17 protein-coding genes and 4 tRNA genes are annotated in these 21,125 nt (G+C 44.3%); 7 read left to right on the top strand and 14 right to left on the bottom strand.

Going from position 1 to position 21,125, the window contains the following annotated elements; all coding sequences use genetic code 11:
- The first annotated feature begins 2 nt into the window (after positions 1–2).
- The 5 genes from F8R13_RS02870 to ppsA all read left to right on the top strand — a co-directional run bounded on the left by F8R13_RS02870 (position 3) and on the right by ppsA (position 5,858).
- Positions 3–1,031 carry a DUF2955 domain-containing protein gene (locus F8R13_RS02870; protein WP_152831805.1) on the top strand — a complete coding sequence of 343 codons (1,029 nt, stop codon included), beginning with the start codon at positions 3–5 and terminating at the stop codon, positions 1,029–1,031.
- Between the two features lie 90 nt (positions 1,032–1,121).
- A complete protein-coding gene (gene ubiG, locus F8R13_RS02865) occupies positions 1,122–1,826 on the top strand; it encodes a bifunctional 2-polyprenyl-6-hydroxyphenol methylase/3-demethylubiquinol 3-O-methyltransferase UbiG (protein ID WP_152832096.1) in 705 nt (234 codons plus the stop codon).
- A gap of 36 nt (positions 1,827–1,862) precedes the next feature.
- Positions 1,863–2,522 carry an HAD family hydrolase gene (locus tag F8R13_RS02860; RefSeq protein WP_152831804.1) on the top strand — a complete coding sequence of 220 codons (660 nt, stop codon included), beginning with the start codon at positions 1,863–1,865 and terminating at the stop codon, positions 2,520–2,522.
- Between the two features lie 30 nt (positions 2,523–2,552).
- The gene (locus tag F8R13_RS02855) at positions 2,553–3,275 is read left to right on the top strand and encodes an SDR family NAD(P)-dependent oxidoreductase (protein WP_152831803.1); all 723 of its coding nucleotides are present in this window, start codon (positions 2,553–2,555) and stop codon (positions 3,273–3,275) included.
- Between the two features lie 168 nt (positions 3,276–3,443).
- Entirely contained in the window at positions 3,444–5,858 is a 2,415-nt protein-coding gene (ppsA, locus tag F8R13_RS02850; protein WP_152831802.1) for a phosphoenolpyruvate synthase, read from the top strand.
- Positions 5,859–5,922: 64 nt separating this feature from the next.
- On the opposite strand, the gene F8R13_RS02845 is transcribed toward ppsA, so the two are convergent.
- The 5 genes from F8R13_RS02845 to F8R13_RS02825 are packed head-to-tail and all read right to left on the bottom strand — an operon-like array spanning position 5,923 to position 12,525.
- Positions 5,923–6,276: an acyl-CoA thioesterase gene (locus tag F8R13_RS02845; protein ID WP_152831801.1), complete on the bottom strand. Its 354-nt coding sequence runs from the start codon at positions 6,274–6,276 to the stop codon at positions 5,923–5,925.
- A gap of 18 nt (positions 6,277–6,294) precedes the next feature.
- On the bottom strand, positions 6,295–7,965 hold the full coding sequence (locus tag F8R13_RS02840) for an ABC transporter ATP-binding protein (protein WP_253806302.1): 1,671 nt from the start codon (positions 7,963–7,965) through the stop codon (positions 6,295–6,297).
- Positions 7,966–8,003: 38 nt separating this feature from the next.
- A complete protein-coding gene (locus tag F8R13_RS02835; protein ID WP_253806301.1) occupies positions 8,004–9,374 on the bottom strand; it encodes an ABC transporter permease in 1,371 nt (456 codons plus the stop codon).
- Positions 9,371–10,351 carry an ABC transporter permease gene (locus tag F8R13_RS02830; protein WP_152831800.1) on the bottom strand — a complete coding sequence of 327 codons (981 nt, stop codon included), beginning with the start codon at positions 10,349–10,351 and terminating at the stop codon, positions 9,371–9,373. Before F8R13_RS02830 ends, F8R13_RS02835 begins: the two co-directional genes overlap by 4 nt.
- Positions 10,351–12,525 carry an ABC transporter substrate-binding protein gene (locus tag F8R13_RS02825; RefSeq protein WP_253806300.1) on the bottom strand — a complete coding sequence of 725 codons (2,175 nt, stop codon included), beginning with the start codon at positions 12,523–12,525 and terminating at the stop codon, positions 10,351–10,353. Before F8R13_RS02825 ends, F8R13_RS02830 begins: the two co-directional genes overlap by 1 nt.
- A 188-nt stretch (positions 12,526–12,713) precedes the next feature.
- On the opposite strand from F8R13_RS02825, the gene F8R13_RS02820 reads away from it, so the two are divergent.
- Entirely contained in the window at positions 12,714–13,490 is a 777-nt protein-coding gene (locus F8R13_RS02820) for an enoyl-ACP reductase (RefSeq protein ID WP_152831799.1), read from the top strand.
- Positions 13,491–13,639: 149 nt separating this feature from the next.
- On the opposite strand, the gene F8R13_RS02815 is transcribed toward F8R13_RS02820, so the two are convergent.
- From F8R13_RS02815 to tig, 9 genes are all read right to left on the bottom strand, one after another.
- Positions 13,640–13,716: transfer RNA gene (locus F8R13_RS02815), tRNA-Asp, on the bottom strand.
- A 20-nt stretch (positions 13,717–13,736) separates the two neighbouring features.
- A tRNA-Val gene (locus tag F8R13_RS02810) sits at positions 13,737–13,812 on the bottom strand.
- Positions 13,813–13,841: 29 nt separating this feature from the next.
- Positions 13,842–13,918: transfer RNA gene (locus F8R13_RS02805), tRNA-Asp, on the bottom strand.
- A 17-nt stretch (positions 13,919–13,935) separates the two neighbouring features.
- Positions 13,936–14,011 (bottom strand) — tRNA-Val (locus F8R13_RS02800).
- A gap of 399 nt (positions 14,012–14,410) precedes the next feature.
- Positions 14,411–14,683 (bottom strand): HU family DNA-binding protein, encoded by a 273-nt coding sequence (locus F8R13_RS02795; RefSeq protein WP_029908910.1) that lies wholly within the window; start codon positions 14,681–14,683, stop codon positions 14,411–14,413.
- A 115-nt stretch (positions 14,684–14,798) separates the two neighbouring features.
- Positions 14,799–17,237: an endopeptidase La gene (gene lon / locus F8R13_RS02790; protein ID WP_152831798.1), complete on the bottom strand. Its 2,439-nt coding sequence runs from the start codon at positions 17,235–17,237 to the stop codon at positions 14,799–14,801.
- A gap of 90 nt (positions 17,238–17,327) precedes the next feature.
- Complete coding sequence (clpX, locus tag F8R13_RS02785) at positions 17,328–18,578, bottom strand: ATP-dependent Clp protease ATP-binding subunit ClpX (protein WP_152831797.1); 1,251 nt, start codon at positions 18,576–18,578, stop codon at positions 17,328–17,330.
- A gap of 12 nt (positions 18,579–18,590) precedes the next feature.
- Entirely contained in the window at positions 18,591–19,199 is a 609-nt protein-coding gene (clpP, locus tag F8R13_RS02780; RefSeq protein WP_152831796.1) for an ATP-dependent Clp endopeptidase proteolytic subunit ClpP, read from the bottom strand.
- Between the two features lie 140 nt (positions 19,200–19,339).
- Positions 19,340–20,653: a trigger factor gene (gene tig, locus F8R13_RS02775; protein ID WP_152831795.1), complete on the bottom strand. Its 1,314-nt coding sequence runs from the start codon at positions 20,651–20,653 to the stop codon at positions 19,340–19,342.
- Between the two features lie 252 nt (positions 20,654–20,905).
- On the opposite strand from tig, the gene F8R13_RS02770 reads away from it, so the two are divergent.
- Positions 20,906–21,121, top strand: a complete 216-nt coding sequence (locus F8R13_RS02770; RefSeq protein ID WP_152831794.1) for a DUF2892 domain-containing protein — start codon at positions 20,906–20,908, stop codon at positions 21,119–21,121.
- The last annotated feature ends 4 nt before the right edge of the window (positions 21,122–21,125 follow it).

The raw sequence follows: 21,125 nt of genomic DNA, 5'->3' as shown, positions 1-21,125 counted from the left end.
AGATGATACTAAACCATGTTGCACTGAGTGAAAACGGCTTAAGACGGAGCATTCGCGTCGGGTTAGGCGCAACGCTCGGCTTCACCATGTGCAAATTAATGAACTGGGATTATGGCGTGTTCTTCACCATTTTCCCTATTCTTCTGTTGGGCTTGGTTCCCGAGATGAACGCTCATGCCGCAAAGCAGCTATTGGCGTCCTCTGCAATCAGCGGCATTGAACTTGGTATCCTTGGCGGTCTATTTGGCACACACCCGGGGATTATGATTCCTGTGGTGTTTGTGCTCTTTCTTTATCGCTTTATCGCCATGTCTCGTGGCAGTCTGTTTTTGTTTGGTGCCAATGGTGTTTTGACCTTGAGTATCATGCTGCATTTCGCCAGCTATGCCAATACAGACATCAACGATATGATATTCACCAATTTTGGCGCAGGCATCCTCTCGGTACTCATCGCTTATGCAGTGACGGCTCTCATTCCAGACCTTGAACCACCGCCAAAACGAACGCCACCAGAGAAGCAGCCCCATCGCGTTCGACATGAAGCCTTAATGGGTGCCAGTGTCGCAACCCTATCTTTCGTGGTGTTTCAGGTATTTGATTTGCACGACTCACTTTCCGCACAAGTCACAACCATCTTACTGCTCTTTCCTATGCACTGGCACGGCAGCATGGATTACGCTCGTAAGCGCGCAATGGGCGCAACTCTTGGTGTCATCTATGCGCTTTTGATACAAGTTATCTTACAAGACTGGACCAGTGAATTAATTCTTGTCATATTAGCTCTTTGGATAGGGACTTTTCTGTTCTGCCAAACACACGTCAAGGAAGGTGTCAGCTCGGGTGCAGGTTTTAGTGCTATGACAACCTTAGCAGTATTATTTGGTCTTTACCTTACACCGCAAAATGATCTAGTCTTTACCTCTTTTTACCGTGTTAGCAGCATCATGGTCGCTATCGTTGGCACACTCGTCTTCTGTTATCTCATGCATTATTTACTTAACAGCTTTCAAGCAACACGCTTTGGCGACTGACAATCCAGCCATGAAAAACAAAGTCATGCCACAAGCCCGGTTGAAGTTGTTTATAATTCAAGGCAACTAAGATTAATGATATTGAAAACTATGTCCGACCATTCAAACGCAGATCAAGCCGAACTCAATAACTTCAACCAGTTTGCCCATACCTGGTGGGATAAAGAAGGTGAATTCGGTGCGTTGCACACCATCAATCCTTTTCGTGTTGAGTTCATTGAGTCTCACACCCCTTTACAAGGCAAAACGGCGCTGGATATTGGCTGCGGCGGCGGAATTCTATCTGAGTCTTTGGCAGAAGCAGGCGCGAAAACAACGGGTATTGATTTAGCCGAAGAGGTTCTTACCGTTGCCAAGCTACACAGTTTGGAATCCGAGTTGAGTATTGACTATCAGTGCATTGCCGCTGAAGCACACGCAAAAGCCCATCCTGAACATTATGATGTCGTGACCTGTATGGAAATGCTGGAACATGTTCCAGATCCGGCTTCCATCATTAAAGCTGCTGCGGATTGTGTCAAACCTAACGGTTGGGTGTTCTTCTCTACCTTGAACCGCAATTACAAAGCCTATCTACTCGGGATTTTAGCCGCGGAAAATCTGTTGAATCTGGTACCGAAAGGCACCCATACCTATGACAAATTCATCAAACCTTCTGAGCTGGATGCAATGGCTCGTCAAGCTGGTTTGCAATTAGTTGATGGTGCGGGAATCGACTTTAACCCCGTACTCAACCAATATGGTCTGTCAGACAAACTAGACGTCAACTACCTATTGGCGTACCAAAAAAACTGACAAAAACACTACTACATTTATACTAATAAGGTCACTATGAGCATCGACTGCATTCTTTTTGATTTGGACGGCACACTACTGGACACTTCCTACGATTTTGCCTACGCCCTGAACCGTACCTGTAAACATTTCAATGCCCCGCATTTGCGCTACCAAGATATACGCAAAACCGTTTCTCAAGGCGGCCTAGCCATGACCAAGCTTGCATTTCCAGATTTGGAAGGTGACGCGCTGGAAGAAAAACGCCAATATTTTCTGCAAGTGTACTTTGATAACATCAACCACCACACCCGTATTTTTCCTGGACTTGAGCGTGGTTTAGCCCTGATTAATAAAAAGAAAATACCATGGGGGATTGTCACCAACAAACCCGGTTGGTTGACTGAAAAACTCCTTTCGGAAATACACTTTCCTGCTACGCCATTAACTGTCATCTCTGGCGACACCCTGCCCGTACGCAAACCCAATGCCGAACCAATGTTCAAAGCCGCCGAAGAATGTGGCATCGAACCGACAAAATGCATTTACATTGGCGACCACCCTCGTGACATCGAAGCGGGTATCAATGCTGGGATGAAAACAGGTGCCGCTCTATTCGGCTACTTGCCGGAGTCGGCAACAGACGGTGACTGGCCAGCGGATTTCTTCTTCGACACGCCTTTTGAAATCAGCGAATTCATCAATCAGCTAAAATAGCCACAAAACAAACACCAAGGAAACAAAACCATGAGCACTTACTTAATCACTGGCGCGGCACAAGGACTCGGTCGCGCGCTCGCTTTAGGTTTAGCAAACAATAATAACAACTTGATTTTGTTAGACAAAGATCTTGAAGCTTTAAATCTGATTTATGACGAACTAGCCGCTAAGAGTAATTGTGAACCCGCGTTGTTTCCTATGGATTTATTGGGTGCGAACATCGACCACTACGCCCAGTTGCAAGAAACGTTACGTAGCGAATATGGTCAACTTGACGGTGTTTTCCTGAATGCCGCTATTCTGCCAGCTTTTACGCCAATTGAATTCTTCGATTACAAGCAATGGTACGAAGTCCTGCACACCAACCTAAACGCTAACTTTCATCTGATACAGCAATGTTTGCCACTGATGAAAAACGGCGAGACAACCAGTCAATTAGTCGCCATTCTTGATCAGGGTACTGAAAGCCACCCTGCTTATTACGGCGCTTACGGTGTTGCCAAAGCCGGACTGGAACAGTTGATGGTTACCACCGCATTTGAAAACCCATCTGCCAATATTGATTTTTACAATGCCAAACTGGGTGCTTTCCAGTCTGCGACACGCAGTAGACAATTCCCGAGTGAGGATCCTACCCTGCTCCCTACTGCTGAAGCCATGGCAAGTCACTTGTTGCAAATTGTTCTAGAAGGCCTGCACTCGGAAGACATCAACAAGCTCAACGACGAAGCGGCTCAGTCGACCGATTAAGTCGCAAAGCAACAAGCCAATCCTCCCTTCCAAAATCTGCCAGGTTGGGGGGCTAAATTGTCTGAATAAAGTTTGAATTCCACACTTTCGATAGTGATTTTATTTAGGCAATTCTGTTATGCTGTTCAACACTAAAAGCAGTCTTTCATAGTCATTTCCGGAGGAGCCATGTCGCGTTTCACTTATATCAAGTTTTTTGACGAAATCGGAATTGAAGACATTCCCCTAGTTGGCGGTAAGAATGCCTCTCTCGGCGAGATGTACCAAGCACTCGTTCCACAAGGCGTATTGGTTCCCAACGGCTTTGCCATTACCTCCGAAGCCTACCACTTACTGATAGAAGAAAATCAACTTCTAGGCGAAATGCACCGCCTACTCGACACCTTGGACATCAACAATGTTCGAGATTTGGCTGACCGTGGACACCACATTCGAGACTTGGTTTACAACGCCCCGCTACCAAAAGTGCTTGAGTTGGAAATCATTGAAGCCTACGAACTGCTCAAAGACCAGTTCGACGAAAACATCAGTTTGGCGGTACGCAGCTCTGCAACGGCAGAAGACTTGGTCACAGCCAGTTTTGCCGGGCAACAGGACACCTATCTGAACATTCATGGTAAAGGCTCGCTACTGGATGCCTGTAAGCGTTGTTTCGCCAGTTTGTTTACCGACCGAGCCATCCACTATCGTGTCGAAAAAGGCTTTGATCATTTTGATGTTGGCTTGTCGATTGGCGTACAGAAAATGGTGCGCTCCGACTTGGCGGCTTCCGGCGTCATGTTCTCACTGGATACCGAAAGTGGTTTCCGCGATACTGTCTTTATCACCGGTGCTTTCGGCTTGGGAGAAAACGTGGTTCAAGGCGCGGTTGATCCCGATGAGTTCTATGTCCACAAACCGACTTATGAACAGGGTTACCGCCATATTTTGCGTCGCCACCGCGGTGCCAAAAGCATCAAGATGATTTACTCACCGGACATCACCAAATCCCCGGTCAGAAACATCCCGACATCTTCCATTGAACAAAAATCCTTCTGTATTAAAGATGATGAAGTGCTCAAACTTGCCGAATACGCCATCAAGATTGAAAAGCATTACAGCAAGAAAGCCGGTTACCAAAAACCGATGGATATGGAGTGGGCAAAAGATGGATTAGACGGCAAGCTCTACATCGTGCAGGCGCGCCCTGAAACCGTTGCCTCACAAACCAAAGCCAACTTGCTTGAAACCTACCATGTCAACAAAAATGAAGACACCAAAACACTTGTCACCGGCAGAGCCGTCGGTAGCAAAGTCGCTCAGGGTAAAGCACACGTGATTCGTGACGCCACGTTCATGCATGAGTTCCAAGCGGGTGAAATACTGGTTTCAGACATCACCACACCAGACTGGGAACCCGTGATGAAAATCGCTTCAGCAATCGTCACCAACCGTGGCGGGCGTACCTGTCACGCCGCCATTATCGCCCGTGAGCTGGGTATTCCCGCTATCGTGGGTTGTCAGGATGCGACTGAAGTACTCATAGACAACCCGGAAATCACCGTTTCCTGCGCCGAGGGTGACACCGGTAATGTCTATGAAGGCAGCGTGCCTTTTGATGTCATGCACACAGATTTATCCGGTTTACCAACACCCAAAACAGAAATGATGCTGAACATCGCCAACCCAGATTTAGCATTCAAAACCAGCTTCCTACCCAACCAAGGCGTTGGCTTGGCGCGCATGGAATTTATCATCAACGAATCCATCAAAGTACATCCACTTGCCCTGCTCAACATGGATAAAATCGAAAGCGACCATGAGCGTGAGCAAATTATCGAGCTGATTGATGGTCATGCGTCTGGCAAAGATTTCTTCCTCCACGAGCTTTCCGAAGGTATTGGCACCATCGCTGCCGCTTTCTATCCAAAACCAGTGGTCGTACGCATGTCAGACTTCAAATCAAATGAATACGCCAGCTTATTGGGTGGGCGTGCTTTTGAGCCAAAAGAAGAAAACCCGATGATTGGTTTCCGTGGCGCATCCCGTTATATTTCAGAGACTTTCGAGCCGGCTTTTGCCTTGGAATGCCAAGCCATCAAAACCGTGCGCGAACGTATGGGCTTGAACAATGTCATCGTCATGATTCCATTCGTACGTCGTGTCAAAGAAGCCGAGCAAGTGCTTGAAGTCATGAAGAAATACGGCTTGAGCCGCACTGAAAACGGTTTGAAAGTTTATATGATGTGTGAGATTCCCAACAACGTGATTGAAATCGATCACTTCGCCCCACTGTTTGACGGCATTTCCATCGGTTCAAACGACTTGACGCAATTGGTGTTAGGGGTCGATAGAGATTCCGAGCTGGTGGCTTATGATTACGATGAACGAGATCAAGGCGTGAAAACCATGATTAAATGGGCGATTGAAGGTGCCAAACGCAATGGTTTGCACTCCGGCATTTGCGGACAAGCGCCGTCGGATTACCCAGAAATGGCAGAATTCCTAGTGGAATTGGGCGCTGACTCCATGAGCCTAAACCCAGATTCGCTACTGAAAACCACTCAAGATATTGTTGAATTGGAAAAACGCCTGGGAAGATAAGCGTTGATTACTAAAATCTACCAGGTTGGGTCTAATGTGTTTCAACCCCAACCTGGCAGTTTTTTTATTCTAACGGTCGTTTATTGCCATCTTCATCAATGCAAACAAAAGTGACCATGGTTGAAAAGATTTCTGAACAATCATCCTTAAACGCACTGGCAACGCTCGCGGTGACTTTATAAGTGACAGACGTCGTTCCTGTTTTAATTTTATCGACATTGAAACGTAGAATCGTCCCCAGTTCAACACGCTTTTTGTAACTGACTTTATCCATGCCTACCGTCACGAAACTCTTGCCAGGATAATCCAATCGTGCGCAGATATAGGCAGACTCGTCTACCCATTTCAACAAAGTACCGCCAAATAAAAAGCCATAATGATTCAAATGCTCAGTGAGCACCAATTGATAGTTTTGCATTCCATTTCCTAGAGATGTTTAAGCTTGTTCTAAAGCTTGCCTAACCAAGCTGGGTGCAGAAGCCAACAGCCTTTGTGTGTAGTCGTGCTGCGGGTTTTGCATGACGTCTTCCACCAATCCCTGCTCGACAATTTTACCGGCCTGCATCACCGCCACATGGTGCGCAATACTTGGCACAATAGACAGATCATGGGTAATAAACAGATAAGACATCTGATAAGTCTTTTGCAGGTCTTTCAGTAATGCCAACACCTGTGCGCGAACCGAAACATCCAAGGCACTGGTTGGTTCATCACAGATAATCAATTCAGGTTCTACCGCTAAAGCGCGGGCAATACCGATGCGCTGACGCTGCCCGCCAGAGAATTCATGCGGATAACGGTATTTATGTTCCGGTAATAAGCCGACTTGCTCCAACAATGACTCAATACGTTTATCTTGCTCTGCTCTGGTTGTAGGGCCAACCTGTAAGCTATTCATGCCTTCGCGAATAATTTCGTTAATGGTCATTCTTGGGTTCAGTGCCGAAAACGGGTCTTGGAAAATGACCTGTACCTTTTTACGGAAAGGCTTCATGGCTTTTTCGGATAAATCCACCAAGTTAATGGCTTGGGTAGCTTGATCGTTGGTAAAATTCACTTGCCCGGCAGTAGCATCCACCAGTTTTAAAATGGCTTGGCCAATAGTGGTTTTACCGCTGCCCGACTCACCCACCAGCGCCAATGTCTGCCCTTTTGGAATAGTTAAGTTGACGCCATCGACGGCTTTAACATGACCCACTGTACGCTGAAAGATACCTTTTTTAATCGGAAAATAGACTTTTAAATCATTAACTTGCAAAAGATTTTGAACAGGACTTAAAGCTTCATCTTCAAAATTTTCTCGCTTTGGAATCGCGTCTGACAACAGCTTTTGCGTATAGGGATGTTGCGGATCGGTAAAGAAATGCTCGGTCTCAGCTTGCTCTACAATTTCCCCCTCTTTCATCACTGCAACGCGATCAGCGATTTCATTGACCACGCCCATATCATGCGTAATGAACAAGATCGCCAAGCCACGGTCATCACGGATTTGTTTAAGCAGATTCAACACTTGTGCCTGAATGGTGACATCCAAGGCGGTTGTTGGCTCGTCGGCAATCAATAAATCAGGTTCACAGGCAAGCGCCATCGCAATCATCACCCGTTGTTTCTGACCGCCGGATAATTGATGCGGATACCAGTCATAACGTTCTTCAGGGTTTGGAATGCCAACTTCATCAAACAGGCTGACGACTTTTTCTCTGGCGGCTTTACGATTCAACCCCAAGTGAACCCTAAGCACCTCGGCAACCTGATCCCCTACTTTCATCACCGGGTTCAAGGAGGTCATCGGTTCTTGGAAGATCATGGCGACCTGTCTGCCGCGCACTTTTTGCATTTGGTACTCAGGCAATGAGAATAGGCTTTGATGATTGAGCGAAATAGCACCCGAGGATACTTGCAAAGCTTCCGGCAACAGTCGCATAATCGCCAGTGAAGTGAGAGATTTACCACTGCCCGATTCGCCTACCAGCGCAAAAATCTCCCCTGCATTGATCTCAAAGCTGACATTGGAAATCAAAGGTCGATGATTCTTTTCCAACTCAACACAGAGGTTTTCGACTTTTAATACGGGCTGATTTGAACTCATTACTTCTAAACTCATCATTAAAACTTACTGGATTATTTCGCTCTTATTTCGCATTTTTATTTAACGCTTTCTCTGGGATTGAGTACAGTTTGAACTCTATCTGAGAAAAGGTTGGCCGCCAGCACCAAAATAAACATAAACACGAATGCCGAAAACAGTGACCACCAAACCATCGGTTCTCGCGCCATTTCCAAACGTGCTTGGTTTATCATGTTCCCCCAGCTGTTCATGGTTGGGTCAACACCGACGCCGACATAGGACAATACCGCTTCTGCAAGCACCAGACTACTGAAATCCAATACGACCGATATTAATACAATATGCATGACATTTGGCAAAATATGACGCGAGATAACTTTGGCTCTGCTCACACCAAAAGCACGGGCGGCCACGACATATTCCATCTGGCTGATTTTAAGCGTTTCGGCACGCAACAAGCGGCACAGCCCTGTCCAACTGGTGACACCGAGAATACCCACCAAAAACAACAAACGTAGGTCAGCGCGCTCCGCGGTGGAGTGCATCCAATCTGGGTGGTTGTTGATCATGACTTGCATCACCAGCACTGCGGCAGCAATTAACAATACGCCGGGAATGGAGTTCAGTGTGGTGTAAAGATACTGGATGACATCATCAACCCAACCTTTGAACAACCCAGCAGTAATCCCCAGGGTCAAGGCTATCGGCAACATCACCAAAGTGGTCAGCACACCAATCAATACCCCGGTGCGAATACTTTTGAGCGTATCGTAGAGAACATCAATGCCAACTTGGTCTGTTCCCAACACATGGTATGAATAACTGAGTTTAAACAACCAACTCATCACGATTACAAGCGATGTCAGAGTGACATAGGCAGTACGCCAAGGCAGTTTGGTTTGCTCAAGCCATATGGCGGACAGCATTTGGGGGAACGATGTTTGATTTCGTTTGGCAAGATACAAGCCGTGCAAACCAATTAAAATCGCACTAATCAGCAAGCCTAGCGCGATGGCTTCACCTGTTTGCATCCCTATCGACGCATTTGCATTAACATGTTTTAGCGGAAGATACACCTGCTGCATTTCACCATTCAAGCCCAACTGTGTTGACTTGGTAAACTCATGCAGCGCAAAAGGCGCGGAATAAGTTCGTTCGGTTGCAGAAATCAAATGTGCCAGTAAAACATCCAAAAAACTGCCAGGTTGGGTATTGGCATGTGCCAAGTGGATTTGCACCGAGTCCATCAGGGCTATCGCAAAATATGCCACTAGAATAATCGCGGCGATCATCGCCACCTTAGACTCGAACACCCGATGCCATTGCGCTTTGACCTGCTCAGACCGACCAATCACTCTCGACCAAGCCAACAGACTGAAAAACAGCCCCCAGATCATAATATCTGTCCAAAAGAAATAAATGGAGATGCCGTTGAACAAGGGAATCATCCGTTCAACCTCACTCTTGGATCAAAGAAGGTATAGGAAATATCCGTCAGGATTAAACCGAAGATATACAACACGGAACCTAAGAATACCATTGCCTTCACGATGCCGAAGTCCTGCGAGTTGATAGCATCAATGGTGTAGCTCCCCAACCCGGGGATGCCGAAGAAGGACTCCATAATCAGACTCCCCATAAACAAGGTCGGAATCACCACCACGACCCCGGTCAAAATCGGTAATAGCCCATTTTGCAACACGTGCTTAAAGAGGACGGAGATTTCAGACAGCCCTTTTGCCCTTGCGGTGCGCACATAGTCTTTATTGATTTCTTCCAAGAACAAGCTACGGTACCAACGCACGCCGGAACCTAAGCCTGCGAACACGCCAATCAAAACCGGCAGGATGACAAATTTCGAGCCCTCCCACCCGGTGGCATAGCCGGAAATAGGCACCCAGTGCAGTAGTTTACTGAACAAGACTTGACCGGCAATAATGTAAAACAGCCCGGAAATCGACATGATAGCGACGGCAATCGTCATGGTGACCGAATCCAACACCGAACCGCGGAACAGCACAATCAACAACGCTAAAGCGATATTGGTAATCAACCCAATCATAAACGTCGGTAAGGCAATCGACAAACTCGGCACCATTCGTTGCAAGATGTCACTGGAAATTTGCCTGCCGGCATCAGACTGACCAAAGTCGAACATAAAGAGTTTCAACGACTCCTGCGTGAACAAAGTGTTTGTCACTTTGTCAAAGCCAGACGCCTTTGCATTGAAAAACAGCGGCTTGTCGTAGCCATGGGACACTTTCCACGCCTGAATCAACTCTGGAGAAGTTTGCTTGGCGCCTAGCTGCGCACGAGCCATGTCATCTGGTGTGTTGACCATGAAGAACAAGGCAAAGGTAATAAGGTTTACGCCGATAAGTATCGGGATGGCATACAACAATCGACGGATGATATAGGCAAACATCAGGCTGCATCCTCGGTGTCAGTATCAATGCGCAAATGCTGGCGTTTCAAGTAGGCTTTTCTCAATGGGTAAATCGAGCCGATTAAGATTAGAAGCACAAAAACAAATGGCCAAATCACAGGTTTATTCCATGCTTGTTGTTCTTGATAACGCTTTTGAGCATCAATCCGTTTGTATTTAAGCGTGTTGTTTGCCAAAGGGTGCGCCCAAGCATTGTGGTACCAGTCATGATAGAGCACCAGCGTTTTCGGGTTAACCCCCCAAACCCAAGGGGCGTCTTTCTGAAGCTTGCGAATCATCTTATGAATGATTGCCATACGCTCAGGAGAATTCGGCATGGTTTTGATTTGGTCGAACCATTTATTGTATTGCGGATCATCATAGTTGGCACCATTCACCCCTTGCCCATTGGTGTTGATAGGCGCGTTGACCCCCGCCAATAAAAACAGAAAGTATTCTGGATCAGGGTAATCCGCGTTCCAGCCCCAAGAAAACATCTGTACTTTGGCGGTACGCACTTTATCTTGAAAGCGGTTGTAATCGGTTGCACGAACCGCAAGCTGAATGCCTAGCTTAGCGAATTGCTTGCGATACCAATTCAACATGGATTTGCTGTCTGGTCCGGTTGCAGCCGTGTCATAGTAAAGCACCAATGGTGAACCATCTGGTTTACGTCCACCGGGATACCCTGCTTCCGCCAACAGCTTTTTGGCGACTTCAATCGACTTTCTTTTGGCTCGTCCGTTGGTATCACCACCCACCCAATCGTAAACATAGGGATCAATGCCCTCTTTACCGGATTGATAGCCGGCAACGCCCGGCGGAATCGGGCTTTGCGCAACAATGCCACGACCATTCAGGAAAATGGAAATATAGTCTTCCATATTGATGGCAATACTGATGGCTTGGCGTAGCTTGCGTTGTTTTTCGGTATAGCCCCCTACAACCGGATCCGCCATATTGAATGCAAAATAGAAAATCGTCGGCTCGACTTGGTTCAGAAAGTGAATGTTCTTGTCTTTCATCGCTTGCGTTAACGCCATGTTGCCGCTGGACGAAACGGAAATCGCCTGATCAAAGCTGTCGGATGACACACCGGAAACATCATAATAGCCTTGAAGAAACTTATTCCATAAAGGCACACTTTCCTTCTCTAACGAATAGATGACTTCATTAATGAAAGGCAAGGGTTTTCCAGCATCTTTCAAAAGCGACTTTGGCGCGTCTGCCGGCAAGCCTTGCGATGGATAAAGCTCATGATCGAAATTCGGATTCTTTAACAACCTCATGCGTTTATTCGGATTATTCTCCACCAACATATAAGGCCCTGTGCCCACCGGAAAAGTATCCAGTGTAATATTCTTTTGTTTCAACACCGCTTGACGATAAAAACGCACCGCCTCCCATGGCACCGGCGCAAAGAAGTTCATACTCATCCAATATAGAAATTGTGGATACAACCCTTTGATTTTAATGGAGAATACATTGTCAGAAATGACTTTAACGCCAGAGATAGCTTCTTTTCTGAAAGCAAAACCTGGATTCTGCGAAACCTGTTTTGAAATTTTATCTGAATAGGCTTTTAGCCCAACAATATACTGCTGCATGGTTCCCAAAATTGGGGAATGATTCTGTTTCAATGCCATGCGCTGAATCGCATAGACGTAATCTGCAGCAGAGAGTCTGCGGGTGTCTTGCAACTTGAAATCGCTAGGGCTTTGAATATCCTTCACATCCTCTTCGCTCAAATGCCCATAGATTAGGTGTCCACTAGCGTCTTTGACAAAGGCTGGATGCGGTTGGAAATAGATTTCCGGCTTTAAGGTAAAACGATATTCCGTGTAGGCCAACCTGGCAGATTTTTCATCGACTTTATTGCCGTCTTTATCTAGGTAAGAAACCTGTGGCATCGTCATCAAGGTAAGTGGTTCCAAGCTATAAGGCCGCTTGAAGTAAGCGTATTGCAAAGGGGGTTCGTAAACCTGGCTGATGATTGCCCATTCATTGGCGTTATAAGAAATAGCAGGATCAAGATGTTTAGGAGGGGATGAGAAGGAAGAATAGAGAATGTCTTGCTGGGTCTGCCCTACTGGATAAGGACTATTCCACATAGAGCCTGAGCAGCCAGTCAACCCCGATATCAACAGTAAGAATACAACAGCACGTCCGATCAAAATTCTGCCTTAATTCCTAAGTATGGTTTTGCTAAGACATTACACATAATAACGCTGCAAGCCAGTATACACCAGCCCATTTAGATTTGGGAGATTTGGCGACAAACCTATCCTATAGAATGATTTACGTTATAATGACAACACTTTATTTATTGAAATAACAACATAAAAACTTACAAGGAGTTGAAATGGGCTTCCTAGCAGGTAAAAAGGCACTGATTGTCGGCGTAGCCAATAACAAATCCATTGCTTACGGTATCGCTAAGCAAATGCATGAGCAAGGCGCTGAAATCGCATTAACTTACCAAACTGAAAAACTACAAAGCCGCGTTGAGAAAATCGCCGAAGAGTTAGGAAGCAACATCGTTTTGCCTCTTGATGTAACTTCTGACGAACAAATCACAAACGTTTTTGCAGAACTTAAAAAGTCTTGGGGTGGTTTGGACATTCTGGTTCACTCGGTTGCTTTCGCGCCGCGTGAAGAACTTGAAGGACGTATGATTGATGCTTCAACTCGTGATGGCTTCTCTATCGCTCATGACATTTCAGCATACAGCTTAACCGCTTTGACTAAAGCTGGTTATGACATGCTAAAAGCGAATCAAGGTTCTGTTATGACAGTCTCTTACCTAGGTGCTGAGCGCGCTGTGCCTAACTATAATGTTATGGGGATTGCCAAAGCCTCTTTAGAAGCGACTGTGCGCTACCTAGCTGCTGATCTTGGTCAGGATGGTATTCGTGTTAATGCCGTCTCTGCAGGACCTATCCGTACCCTTGCCGCGTCAGGTATCAAAGACTTCCGCACCATGCTTGATAAAGCGGCTGCAGCGACACCTCTTCGACGTAATGTTACGATTGAAGAAGTGGGTAACACAGCAGCATTCCTATGCTCTGATCTAGCATCAGGTATTACCGGTGAAATCACTTATGTTGATGGCGGCTACAATATCGCGTCTTCTAACTAAGATAAGCTGATTACGACTAAGAATCCCCTTCACTGGGGATTTTTTATATCCAAAATTTATGTGAATCACATATGCAAAAACATAGAAGCATTCCAGAGATCTCTGGCTTCTAATGTGGGTTTAAGATTGAATAAAAATAAAGAAGATAATGGCGGAGTGGACGGGACTCGAACCCGCGACCCCCTGCGTGACAGGCAAGTATTCTAACCAGCTGAACTACCACTCCGTACAGGTGTCAAAAATAAATGGTGGGTGATACTGGGTTCGAACCAGTGACCCTCGCCTTGTAAGGGCGATGCTCTCCCAGCTGAGCTAATCACCCGAATTAAGAATTAATTCGTGTTATAAAAATGGCGGAGTGGACGGGACTCGAACCCGCGACCCCCTGCGTGACAGGCAAGTATTCTAACCAGCTGAACTACCACTCCGTACAGGTTGTCAAAATTGGTGGGTGATACTGGGTTCGAACCAGTGACCCTCGCCTTGTAAGGGCGATGCTCTCCCAGCTGAGCTAATCACCCAACTCTGACTTTTATAACGATTAAGTGACATATTTGTTATAAACAAGGCTGCCCCTTAACTGATGGGCGTATTATAAAGACTCGGCATCCATTGTCAAACCAAAATCTTCATTTTTTGTAATTTTATATTTACCCCCTAAACAAATCATGACACCAATACAAAAAGTCACTCGAACATAACAAACAAACTTAGTGTTTAAGCGCCTTACAGACCGATTAAGATTTGAGAGAAGTTAATTAGCATTTATAACTGTTGAAACTATAAACAAACACAACTGCATTGGAATTTTTTTGTTTAAAAACATTTGGTTAGATAGAAATTCAATAAAAACTTTTAAATTTTAGATATAAAAAAACCTCCATAAAGGAGGTCCTTTTACAGAAGAAAGAAAACTCTTATTAGTTAACTGCTTCTTTTAGTGCTTTACCAGCAGAGAATTTTGGAACTTTTGCTGCTGGGATTTGCATTTCTGCACCCGTTTGTGGGTTGCGGCCAGTACGCGCAGAACGCTCACCAACTTTAAACGTACCAAAACCGATAATTGCAACCGAGTCACCAGAGCTTAACGCTTTAGTTACAGTTGAAACGGCAGCGTCCAATGCGCGAGCCGCATCAGCTTTAGTTAGACCAGCTTCTTCAGCAATTGCAGCAACTAATTCAGTCTTATTCATGTTTGAGTTTCTCCATAAGTATTTAGTGTCTTACAAACCACTTTAATGGCTTGCAGTAGTTATATCAACGAACAATATTTACTGTCAAGCCATGTTTTCGCATTTTTTTACGAATTTAGTGCCTTTTATGATCTTTTTTAAGATTTTTAGCTTTTACGGTCTCATTTGCCACAATTTTTTCTATTACTTCATCACCTAGGTTTATAGAAGACTCTGCTTGTTTAGGCATAGATTCCAGCGCGATTCTGAAGACTTCGTCTATCCATTGAACCGGGTGAATATCCAACCCTTTCTTCACTTCTTCAGGAATCTCAGACAAATCACGTATATTGTCATAAGGAATCAAAACGGTTTTGATGCCGCCTCGAGAAGCTGCTAAAAGTTTTTCTTTCAATCCACCGATTGGAAGAACTTCTCCTCTCAAAGTGATCTCGCCAGTCATGGCAACATCTGCTTTGACCGGGATTTGCGTCAAAACAGACGCAATCGCAGTACAAATAGCAATACCAGCACTGGGCCCGTCTTTTTTAGTCGCACCTTCCGGGAAGTGCAAATGTATGTCTTGCTTCTCATAAAAATCGTCAGCCAAGCCAAGTTCTTTAGTTCGGCTTCGAATCACACTCATCGCAGCCTGCGTCGACTCTTGCATAACGCTACCTAGCTGCCCCGTCGAGGTATTCTTCCCTTTCCCAGGCATAGCGGTTGCCTCAATTCGCAACAAATCGCCACCAACGCGAGTCCAAGCCAAACCTGCTACCTGCCCGATCTGGTTCTTTTCGTCCGCCAGACCAATACGGTACTTGGCAACGCCAAGATATTCTTCTAGATCCTCCACCGTTAAATGAATAGAAGATAAAGAATCATCCGTCACCAACTTTTTCACCACTTTTCGGCAGATCTTGGACAATTGCTGATTCAGCAATCGTACACCGGCTTCTCTGGTATAAAGCTGAATGATTTTAGTAATTACTGCCTCATCAACCTGAAGTTCATTAGGCTTCAAACCATGATTTTTAATCTCTTTCGGTAACAAATGCTGTTGTGCGATATTAAGTTTTTCATTCTCGGTATAACCTGACAAATCAATGATTTCCATTCTGTCCATCAAGGGTTCAGGAATGTCCATTGAGTTAGAGGTAGCAATAAACATCACATCCGACAAGTCATAATCAACTTCCAAGTAATGGTCGTTGAAGCTCTTGTTTTGTTCTGGGTCCAAGACTTCCAACAAAGCGCTTGCAGGATCACCACGCTGATCACGAGCCATCTTATCGATTTCATCTAATAAGAATAAAGGATTACGCGTACCGGCGATCTTCATTTTCTGAATAATACGCCCAGGCATGGCGCCCAGATAAGTCTTACGATGTCCTCTGATTTCAGCTTCGTCACGCACACCTCCTAATGACATACGAACATACTTGCGGTTGGTCGCCTCTGCGATGGAACGTGCCAAAGAAGTTTTACCCACACCTGGCGGCCCCACCAAACACAAAATAGGTCCTTTCAACTTGTTGACACGCTTTTGAACCGCCAAATATTCAACAATACGCTCTTTTACCTTTTCCAACCCATAGTGCTGAGTATCCAGAACATTTTGTGCTTTATTTAAATCTTTGGAAACGCGAGAACGTTTTTTCCATGGAATATTAACCAACCACTCTAGATAGGTACGGACAATATTCGCTTCGGGAGATTGTGATGACATTTGCTTGAGTTTTTTCAACTCATCTTCAGCCACTTTCTTAGCTTCTGGTGTCAGGCCAACCGATTCAATCTGCTCTTTCAAACGATTGAATTCCGTCACATTATCTTCAGCGCCTTCACCAAGCTCTTCGTGAATCGCCTGCAATTTCGTGTTTAGATAGAAATTGCGTTGTGTTTGATCCATTTTCTTCTTAACGCGCTGATTGATTCTGCTTTCTGATTCCAACAAATCAATTTCTGATTCAATCGTTGCTAGAATTTTTTCCAAACGATCAGTCAAAGAAAGCATTTCAAGCAATGTCTGCTTATCTTCAATGCTCAACTTCAAGTTCGCGGAAATAGTGTCTACCAACTGATTCGGGTCATCTGTTTTTTGCACGCTCTTCTGTACTTCGGAAGGCACCTTTTTCTTCAAATCGGCATAACGTTGAAAGCTTTTTTGGATAGATCGAACAAGCGCCTGCTCTTCCACTCCAAGAGTTTCATTAATTTCCACTTGCTGGATATCACCCGTCAAATATTGGTCTTGGTCGTTCAAATCTATTAACTCGAAGCGTTTAACCCCTTCCACCAATACTTTTAATGTGCCATCAGGTAACTTCAACAACTGAAGAATGTTTGCCATAACGCCGATTTTATAAAGGCTATCCAGTGTCGGTGTTTCTTGTGTAGCGTTCTTCTGCGTTACCAAAAAGATCTGCTTATCTTCTTGCATGGCTGCATTCAATGCATTCATTGACTTTTCTCGCCCAACGAAAAGCGGCACAACCATGCCAGGGAAAACAACCACATCCCTCAGTGCGAGAACGAAAACATTTGTTTTAAAATCGATTTGATCTATGTCCATACAACAACCATCTGAACTGAAAAATAAGCCAGTAGGATTACTGGCTTATATCTTCTCAAGAATTTTTAAATAGATACGCGTTGAAAAAATCTAGCTTGAGACTTTTTCCGCGCTTTCTTTGTACATTAACAGCGGTTTTTTCTGACCTTTAATCACCGCTTTGTTAATAACGACTTTTTCGACATCCGACATACTTGGCAAGTCATACATAGTATCAAGCAAAGTATGCTCCAAAATTGAACGTAAACCACGAGCGCCCGTTTTTCTTTCAATTGCCATCTTGGCAATTTCACTCAGAGCGTCTTTTCTGAACTGAAGCTCAGCACCTTCAAGTTCAAACATTTTCTGGAACTGTTTTACCAAAGCATTTTTTGGCTCAGTCAGAATTTGAATCAATGCATCTTCATCTAACTCTGCAAGTGCAGCGACAACCGGCAAACGCCCCACAAATTCAGGGATCAAACCAAACTTAATCAAATCTTCAGGTTCGATTTCCTTGAATTTCTGTGTCAAGGTGGCTTTTTCGTCCTTGGACTTCACTTCAGCTGAGAAACCGATACCGACATTTTTTTCTGTTCTTTGCTCAATGATTCTATCCAAGCCTTCAAAAGCACCGCCAACGATAAACAAGATCTTAGAGGTATCGACTTGAATCATGTCTTGGTTCGGATGCTTTCGTCCACCTTGTGGTGGGATATTCGCAACCGTACCCTCAATCAGTTTCAACAAAGCTTGTTGAACCCCTTCGCCTGAAACATCACGAGTAATTGATGGATTCTCAGACTTACGCGTAATCTTATCGATTTCATCAATATAGATAATGCCACGTTCCGCTTTCTCAGGATCGTTATCACACTTTTGAAGTAGCTTAAGAACAATACTTTCAACGTCTTCACCAACATAACCTGCTTCAGTCAAGGTTGTTGCATCCGCGATGGCAAAAGGCACATCCAGCAATCTTGCCATGGTTTGAGCCAACAATGTTTTCCCGGAACCCGTCGGCCCAATCAGTAGAATGTTACTTTTGTTAAGCTCAACATCATCTTTTGCATGGCCACTCTGAAGGCGTTTGTAGTGGTTATAAACCGCTACAGACAAGACCTTTTTAGCTTGTTGTTGACCGATAACATAATCATCAAGAATGGCGCTAATTTCATGAGGCGTTGGCAAGTTTTCCAATTCAAATGTGCTTAGTTCTTCTTCACCAAACTCTTCTTTTAGAATGTCATTACATAGCTCGACACACTCATCGCAAATATAAACGGATGGTCCGGCAATTAATTTTTTGACTTCGTCTTGTGCTTTTCCACAAAACGAACAATACAATGTTTTCTCACTCATAACTCACACCCGTTATCCGTTGCGGCTGTTTAATACTTTATCCACCAAGCCATATTCACAAGCTTGCTCTGCACTCATAAAGTTGTCTCGATCAGTATCTTGTTCGATACGTTCGATCGGCTGCCCGGTATGATCTGACAACGCACGATTCAACTTATCTCTGATTTGCAAAATTTCCTTTGCATGGATTTCAATGTCAGAAGCTTGACCTTGGAAACCACCCAAAGGCTGATGAATCATGACTCTTGAGTTAGGCAAAGCAAAACGTTTGCCTTTTGTGCCGGCAGACAACAAAAACGATCCCATACTTGCTGCTTGACCGATACACATCGTACTGACATCCGGCTTAATGAAGCGCATGGTATCGTAGATGGCCATTCCAGCTGTCACGCTACCGCCAGGCGAATTGATATACAAATGGATATCTTTATCAGGGTTTTCAGATTCTAGAAACAGCAATTGTGCAACAATCAAGTTCGCCATATGATCTTCAACCTGACCAACGAGAAAAATCACGCGTTCTTTTAATAAGCGTGAATAGATATCAAACGACCTCTCCCCTCTACTCGTTTGTTCGATAACCATTGGAATCAATGCATTTTGAATTTCACCTGGGTACATTCAATACAACCTTTTTATATTTTGTTATTCATTCGGTTTCTATATTAGCCGTTTATCGGACAAAAAAAAACTTAACGATGCCAATAAATCGTCACAATTTACGGCAAGGTTAAGTTTTTTATAGAACTAAAGAGGAAATATTAACCAGCTTGGTTAACTACATCATCAAAAGACTTCTTAACTTCCTTCACTTTAGCTTTACCAAGAATCAAATTGGCAACTTGCTTTTCAACCAACAATGAATCGATTTCACGTTGCGCTTGAGGGTTTTTAGCATACCATTCGATTACTTGCTGAGGATCTTCGTATGAAGACGCTTGCTCTTCAATGTAAGCTTTTCTGTCAGCTTCAGTTGCTTCGATTTTGTTTTCTTTGATGAGATCACCCAAAACCAATCCAAGTTTGACACGAATTTCAGCGTCTGACATGAATGCATCGATTGTCAGACCAACATCTTCAGGCTTAATACCTTGTTGTTGGAAGTTTTGCGCTTGACGCTGCATCAAATCAGAAGCTTCTTGCTCAACTGCAGATTTTGGCAATTCAATTTTAACTGCTTCAGACAGAGCATCGAAAACTGCTGTTCGGTTTTTGCTATCGACAGCTCTAGCCAATTCTTTTTCCATATTTGAACGAATTTCGGCTCTCAAAGCTTCTTCTGTACCTTCTTCAACACCGAACGATTTAACAAACTCTTCGTCCATTTCTGGCACCACTTTTGTCTGAATCGAGTGAACTGTGATATCAAAAGTAACGGTTTGCCCTTTTAGCTCTTCTGATTGGTAGTCTTCTGGGAAAGTTACTTCGATAACTTTCTCTTCACCTTTTTTCATGCCGATGATATCGTCTTCAAAACCTGGAATCATCTGACCGCCACCCAACACTAAAGGCACATTTTCTGCGCTACCACGGTCAAAGGCAACACCATCTTTCTTACCAACGAAGTCGATGATTACTTGCTCACCTTTTTTCGCTTTTTTCGCCGCACTTTTTGAAGGCTGCCAAACCATTTTCTGTTCAAGCAACTTGTTTAGCATGTTGTCGACATCTTTGTCAGTCACTTCCGCTTGGATAGAATCAACTTTCAACTTCGCAAGATCAGGTAGTTTAACTTCTGGGAAGATTTCAAAACGTGCTGTAAATTCGATTGAACCCTCTTTTTCATCAAGACTATCAAACATTGGGTAACCAGCAACATTCAACTCTTCTTTGGTAACTGCTTCATAGAATGATTGTTGAACAGCATCACCCATCAATTCTTGACGAACTTGACCGCCGTAACGCTTTTTAACAACGCTCATTGGCACTTTACCAGGACGGAAACCATCCATTTTTACGTTGCGGCGCATTTCAGCTAAGCGCTTCTCAACTTTTGAATCCAAATCACCAGAAGGCATTACAACGGTGATTTTATGCTCTAAACCTGACTTTGGTTTTTCGACTGTTACTTGCATGATGTCACTTTCTCAAAATTAAAAATTCGGTCGTACTTCTATATACAGGCCAATAAGCTAGCCCGAAGCACCTCTTAAAACAAACGTCGAATTATACTGAATTTATTCATAAATATAAAGGTATCAAATATCTAGGTTGAATTAACCAGCCTCCCACTTTAAATCTTCAAGAACTTTTTTAAAGATTGACATATTAGTATTTTCTTATATAATTCGTTTTAATATCCCTATTAAAATATTGGAGTATCTAAAATGAAGATCGAAAAAATCATGATGATGATTGTTGGGACAATGGTTTTGGTAAGTGTTGTGTTAGGCTATTACGTTTCTGCAACATGGTTACTTTTGACTGCATTCATTGGTGTCAACCTACTTATCTCAGCATTTACAGGTTTCTGTCCAATGGTATCGATTTTGCGCAAATTTGGCTTACAACACGGCTGTGCTTTCAGAGGCTGCGCTCGGTAATCTC

The sequence above is a fragment of the Hydrogenovibrio sp. JE_KL2 genome (assembly GCF_009296185.1).
In the GTDB taxonomy this organism is placed as follows: domain Bacteria; phylum Pseudomonadota; class Gammaproteobacteria; order Thiomicrospirales; family Thiomicrospiraceae; genus Hydrogenovibrio.
Note: the sequence above shows the minus strand (reverse complement) of the source record. Positions and strands in the feature narration are given on the sequence as shown.

Excerpts from the sequence above, each read along its gene's own strand:
- F8R13_RS02870 (WP_152831805.1), top strand. The coding sequence starts at position 3 with ATGATACTAAACCATGTTGCACTGAGTGAAAACGGCTTAAGACGGAGC.
- ubiG (WP_152832096.1), top strand. The coding sequence starts at position 1,122 with ATGTCCGACCATTCAAACGCAGATCAAGCCGAACTCAATAACTTCAAC.
- F8R13_RS02860 (WP_152831804.1), top strand. The coding sequence starts at position 1,863 with ATGAGCATCGACTGCATTCTTTTTGATTTGGACGGCACACTACTGGAC.
- F8R13_RS02855 (WP_152831803.1), top strand. The coding sequence starts at position 2,553 with ATGAGCACTTACTTAATCACTGGCGCGGCACAAGGACTCGGTCGCGCG.
- ppsA (WP_152831802.1), top strand. The coding sequence starts at position 3,444 with ATGTCGCGTTTCACTTATATCAAGTTTTTTGACGAAATCGGAATTGAA.
- F8R13_RS02845 (WP_152831801.1), bottom strand. The coding sequence starts at position 6,276 with ATGCAAAACTATCAATTGGTGCTCACTGAGCATTTGAATCATTATGGC.
- F8R13_RS02840 (WP_253806302.1), bottom strand. The coding sequence starts at position 7,965 with ATGATGAGTTTAGAAGTAATGAGTTCAAATCAGCCCGTATTAAAAGTC.
- F8R13_RS02835 (WP_253806301.1), bottom strand. The coding sequence starts at position 9,374 with ATGATTCCCTTGTTCAACGGCATCTCCATTTATTTCTTTTGGACAGAT.
- F8R13_RS02830 (WP_152831800.1), bottom strand. The coding sequence starts at position 10,351 with ATGTTTGCCTATATCATCCGTCGATTGTTGTATGCCATCCCGATACTT.
- F8R13_RS02820 (WP_152831799.1), top strand. The coding sequence starts at position 12,714 with ATGGGCTTCCTAGCAGGTAAAAAGGCACTGATTGTCGGCGTAGCCAAT.
- F8R13_RS02795 (WP_029908910.1), bottom strand. The coding sequence starts at position 14,683 with ATGAATAAGACTGAATTAGTTGCTGCAATTGCTGAAGAAGCTGGTCTA.
- lon (WP_152831798.1), bottom strand. The coding sequence starts at position 17,237 with ATGGACATAGATCAAATCGATTTTAAAACAAATGTTTTCGTTCTCGCA.
- clpX (WP_152831797.1), bottom strand. The coding sequence starts at position 18,578 with ATGAGTGAGAAAACATTGTATTGTTCGTTTTGTGGAAAAGCACAAGAC.
- clpP (WP_152831796.1), bottom strand. The coding sequence starts at position 19,199 with ATGTACCCAGGTGAAATTCAAAATGCATTGATTCCAATGGTTATCGAA.
- tig (WP_152831795.1), bottom strand. The coding sequence starts at position 20,653 with ATGCAAGTAACAGTCGAAAAACCAAAGTCAGGTTTAGAGCATAAAATC.
- F8R13_RS02770 (WP_152831794.1), top strand. The coding sequence starts at position 20,906 with ATGAAGATCGAAAAAATCATGATGATGATTGTTGGGACAATGGTTTTG.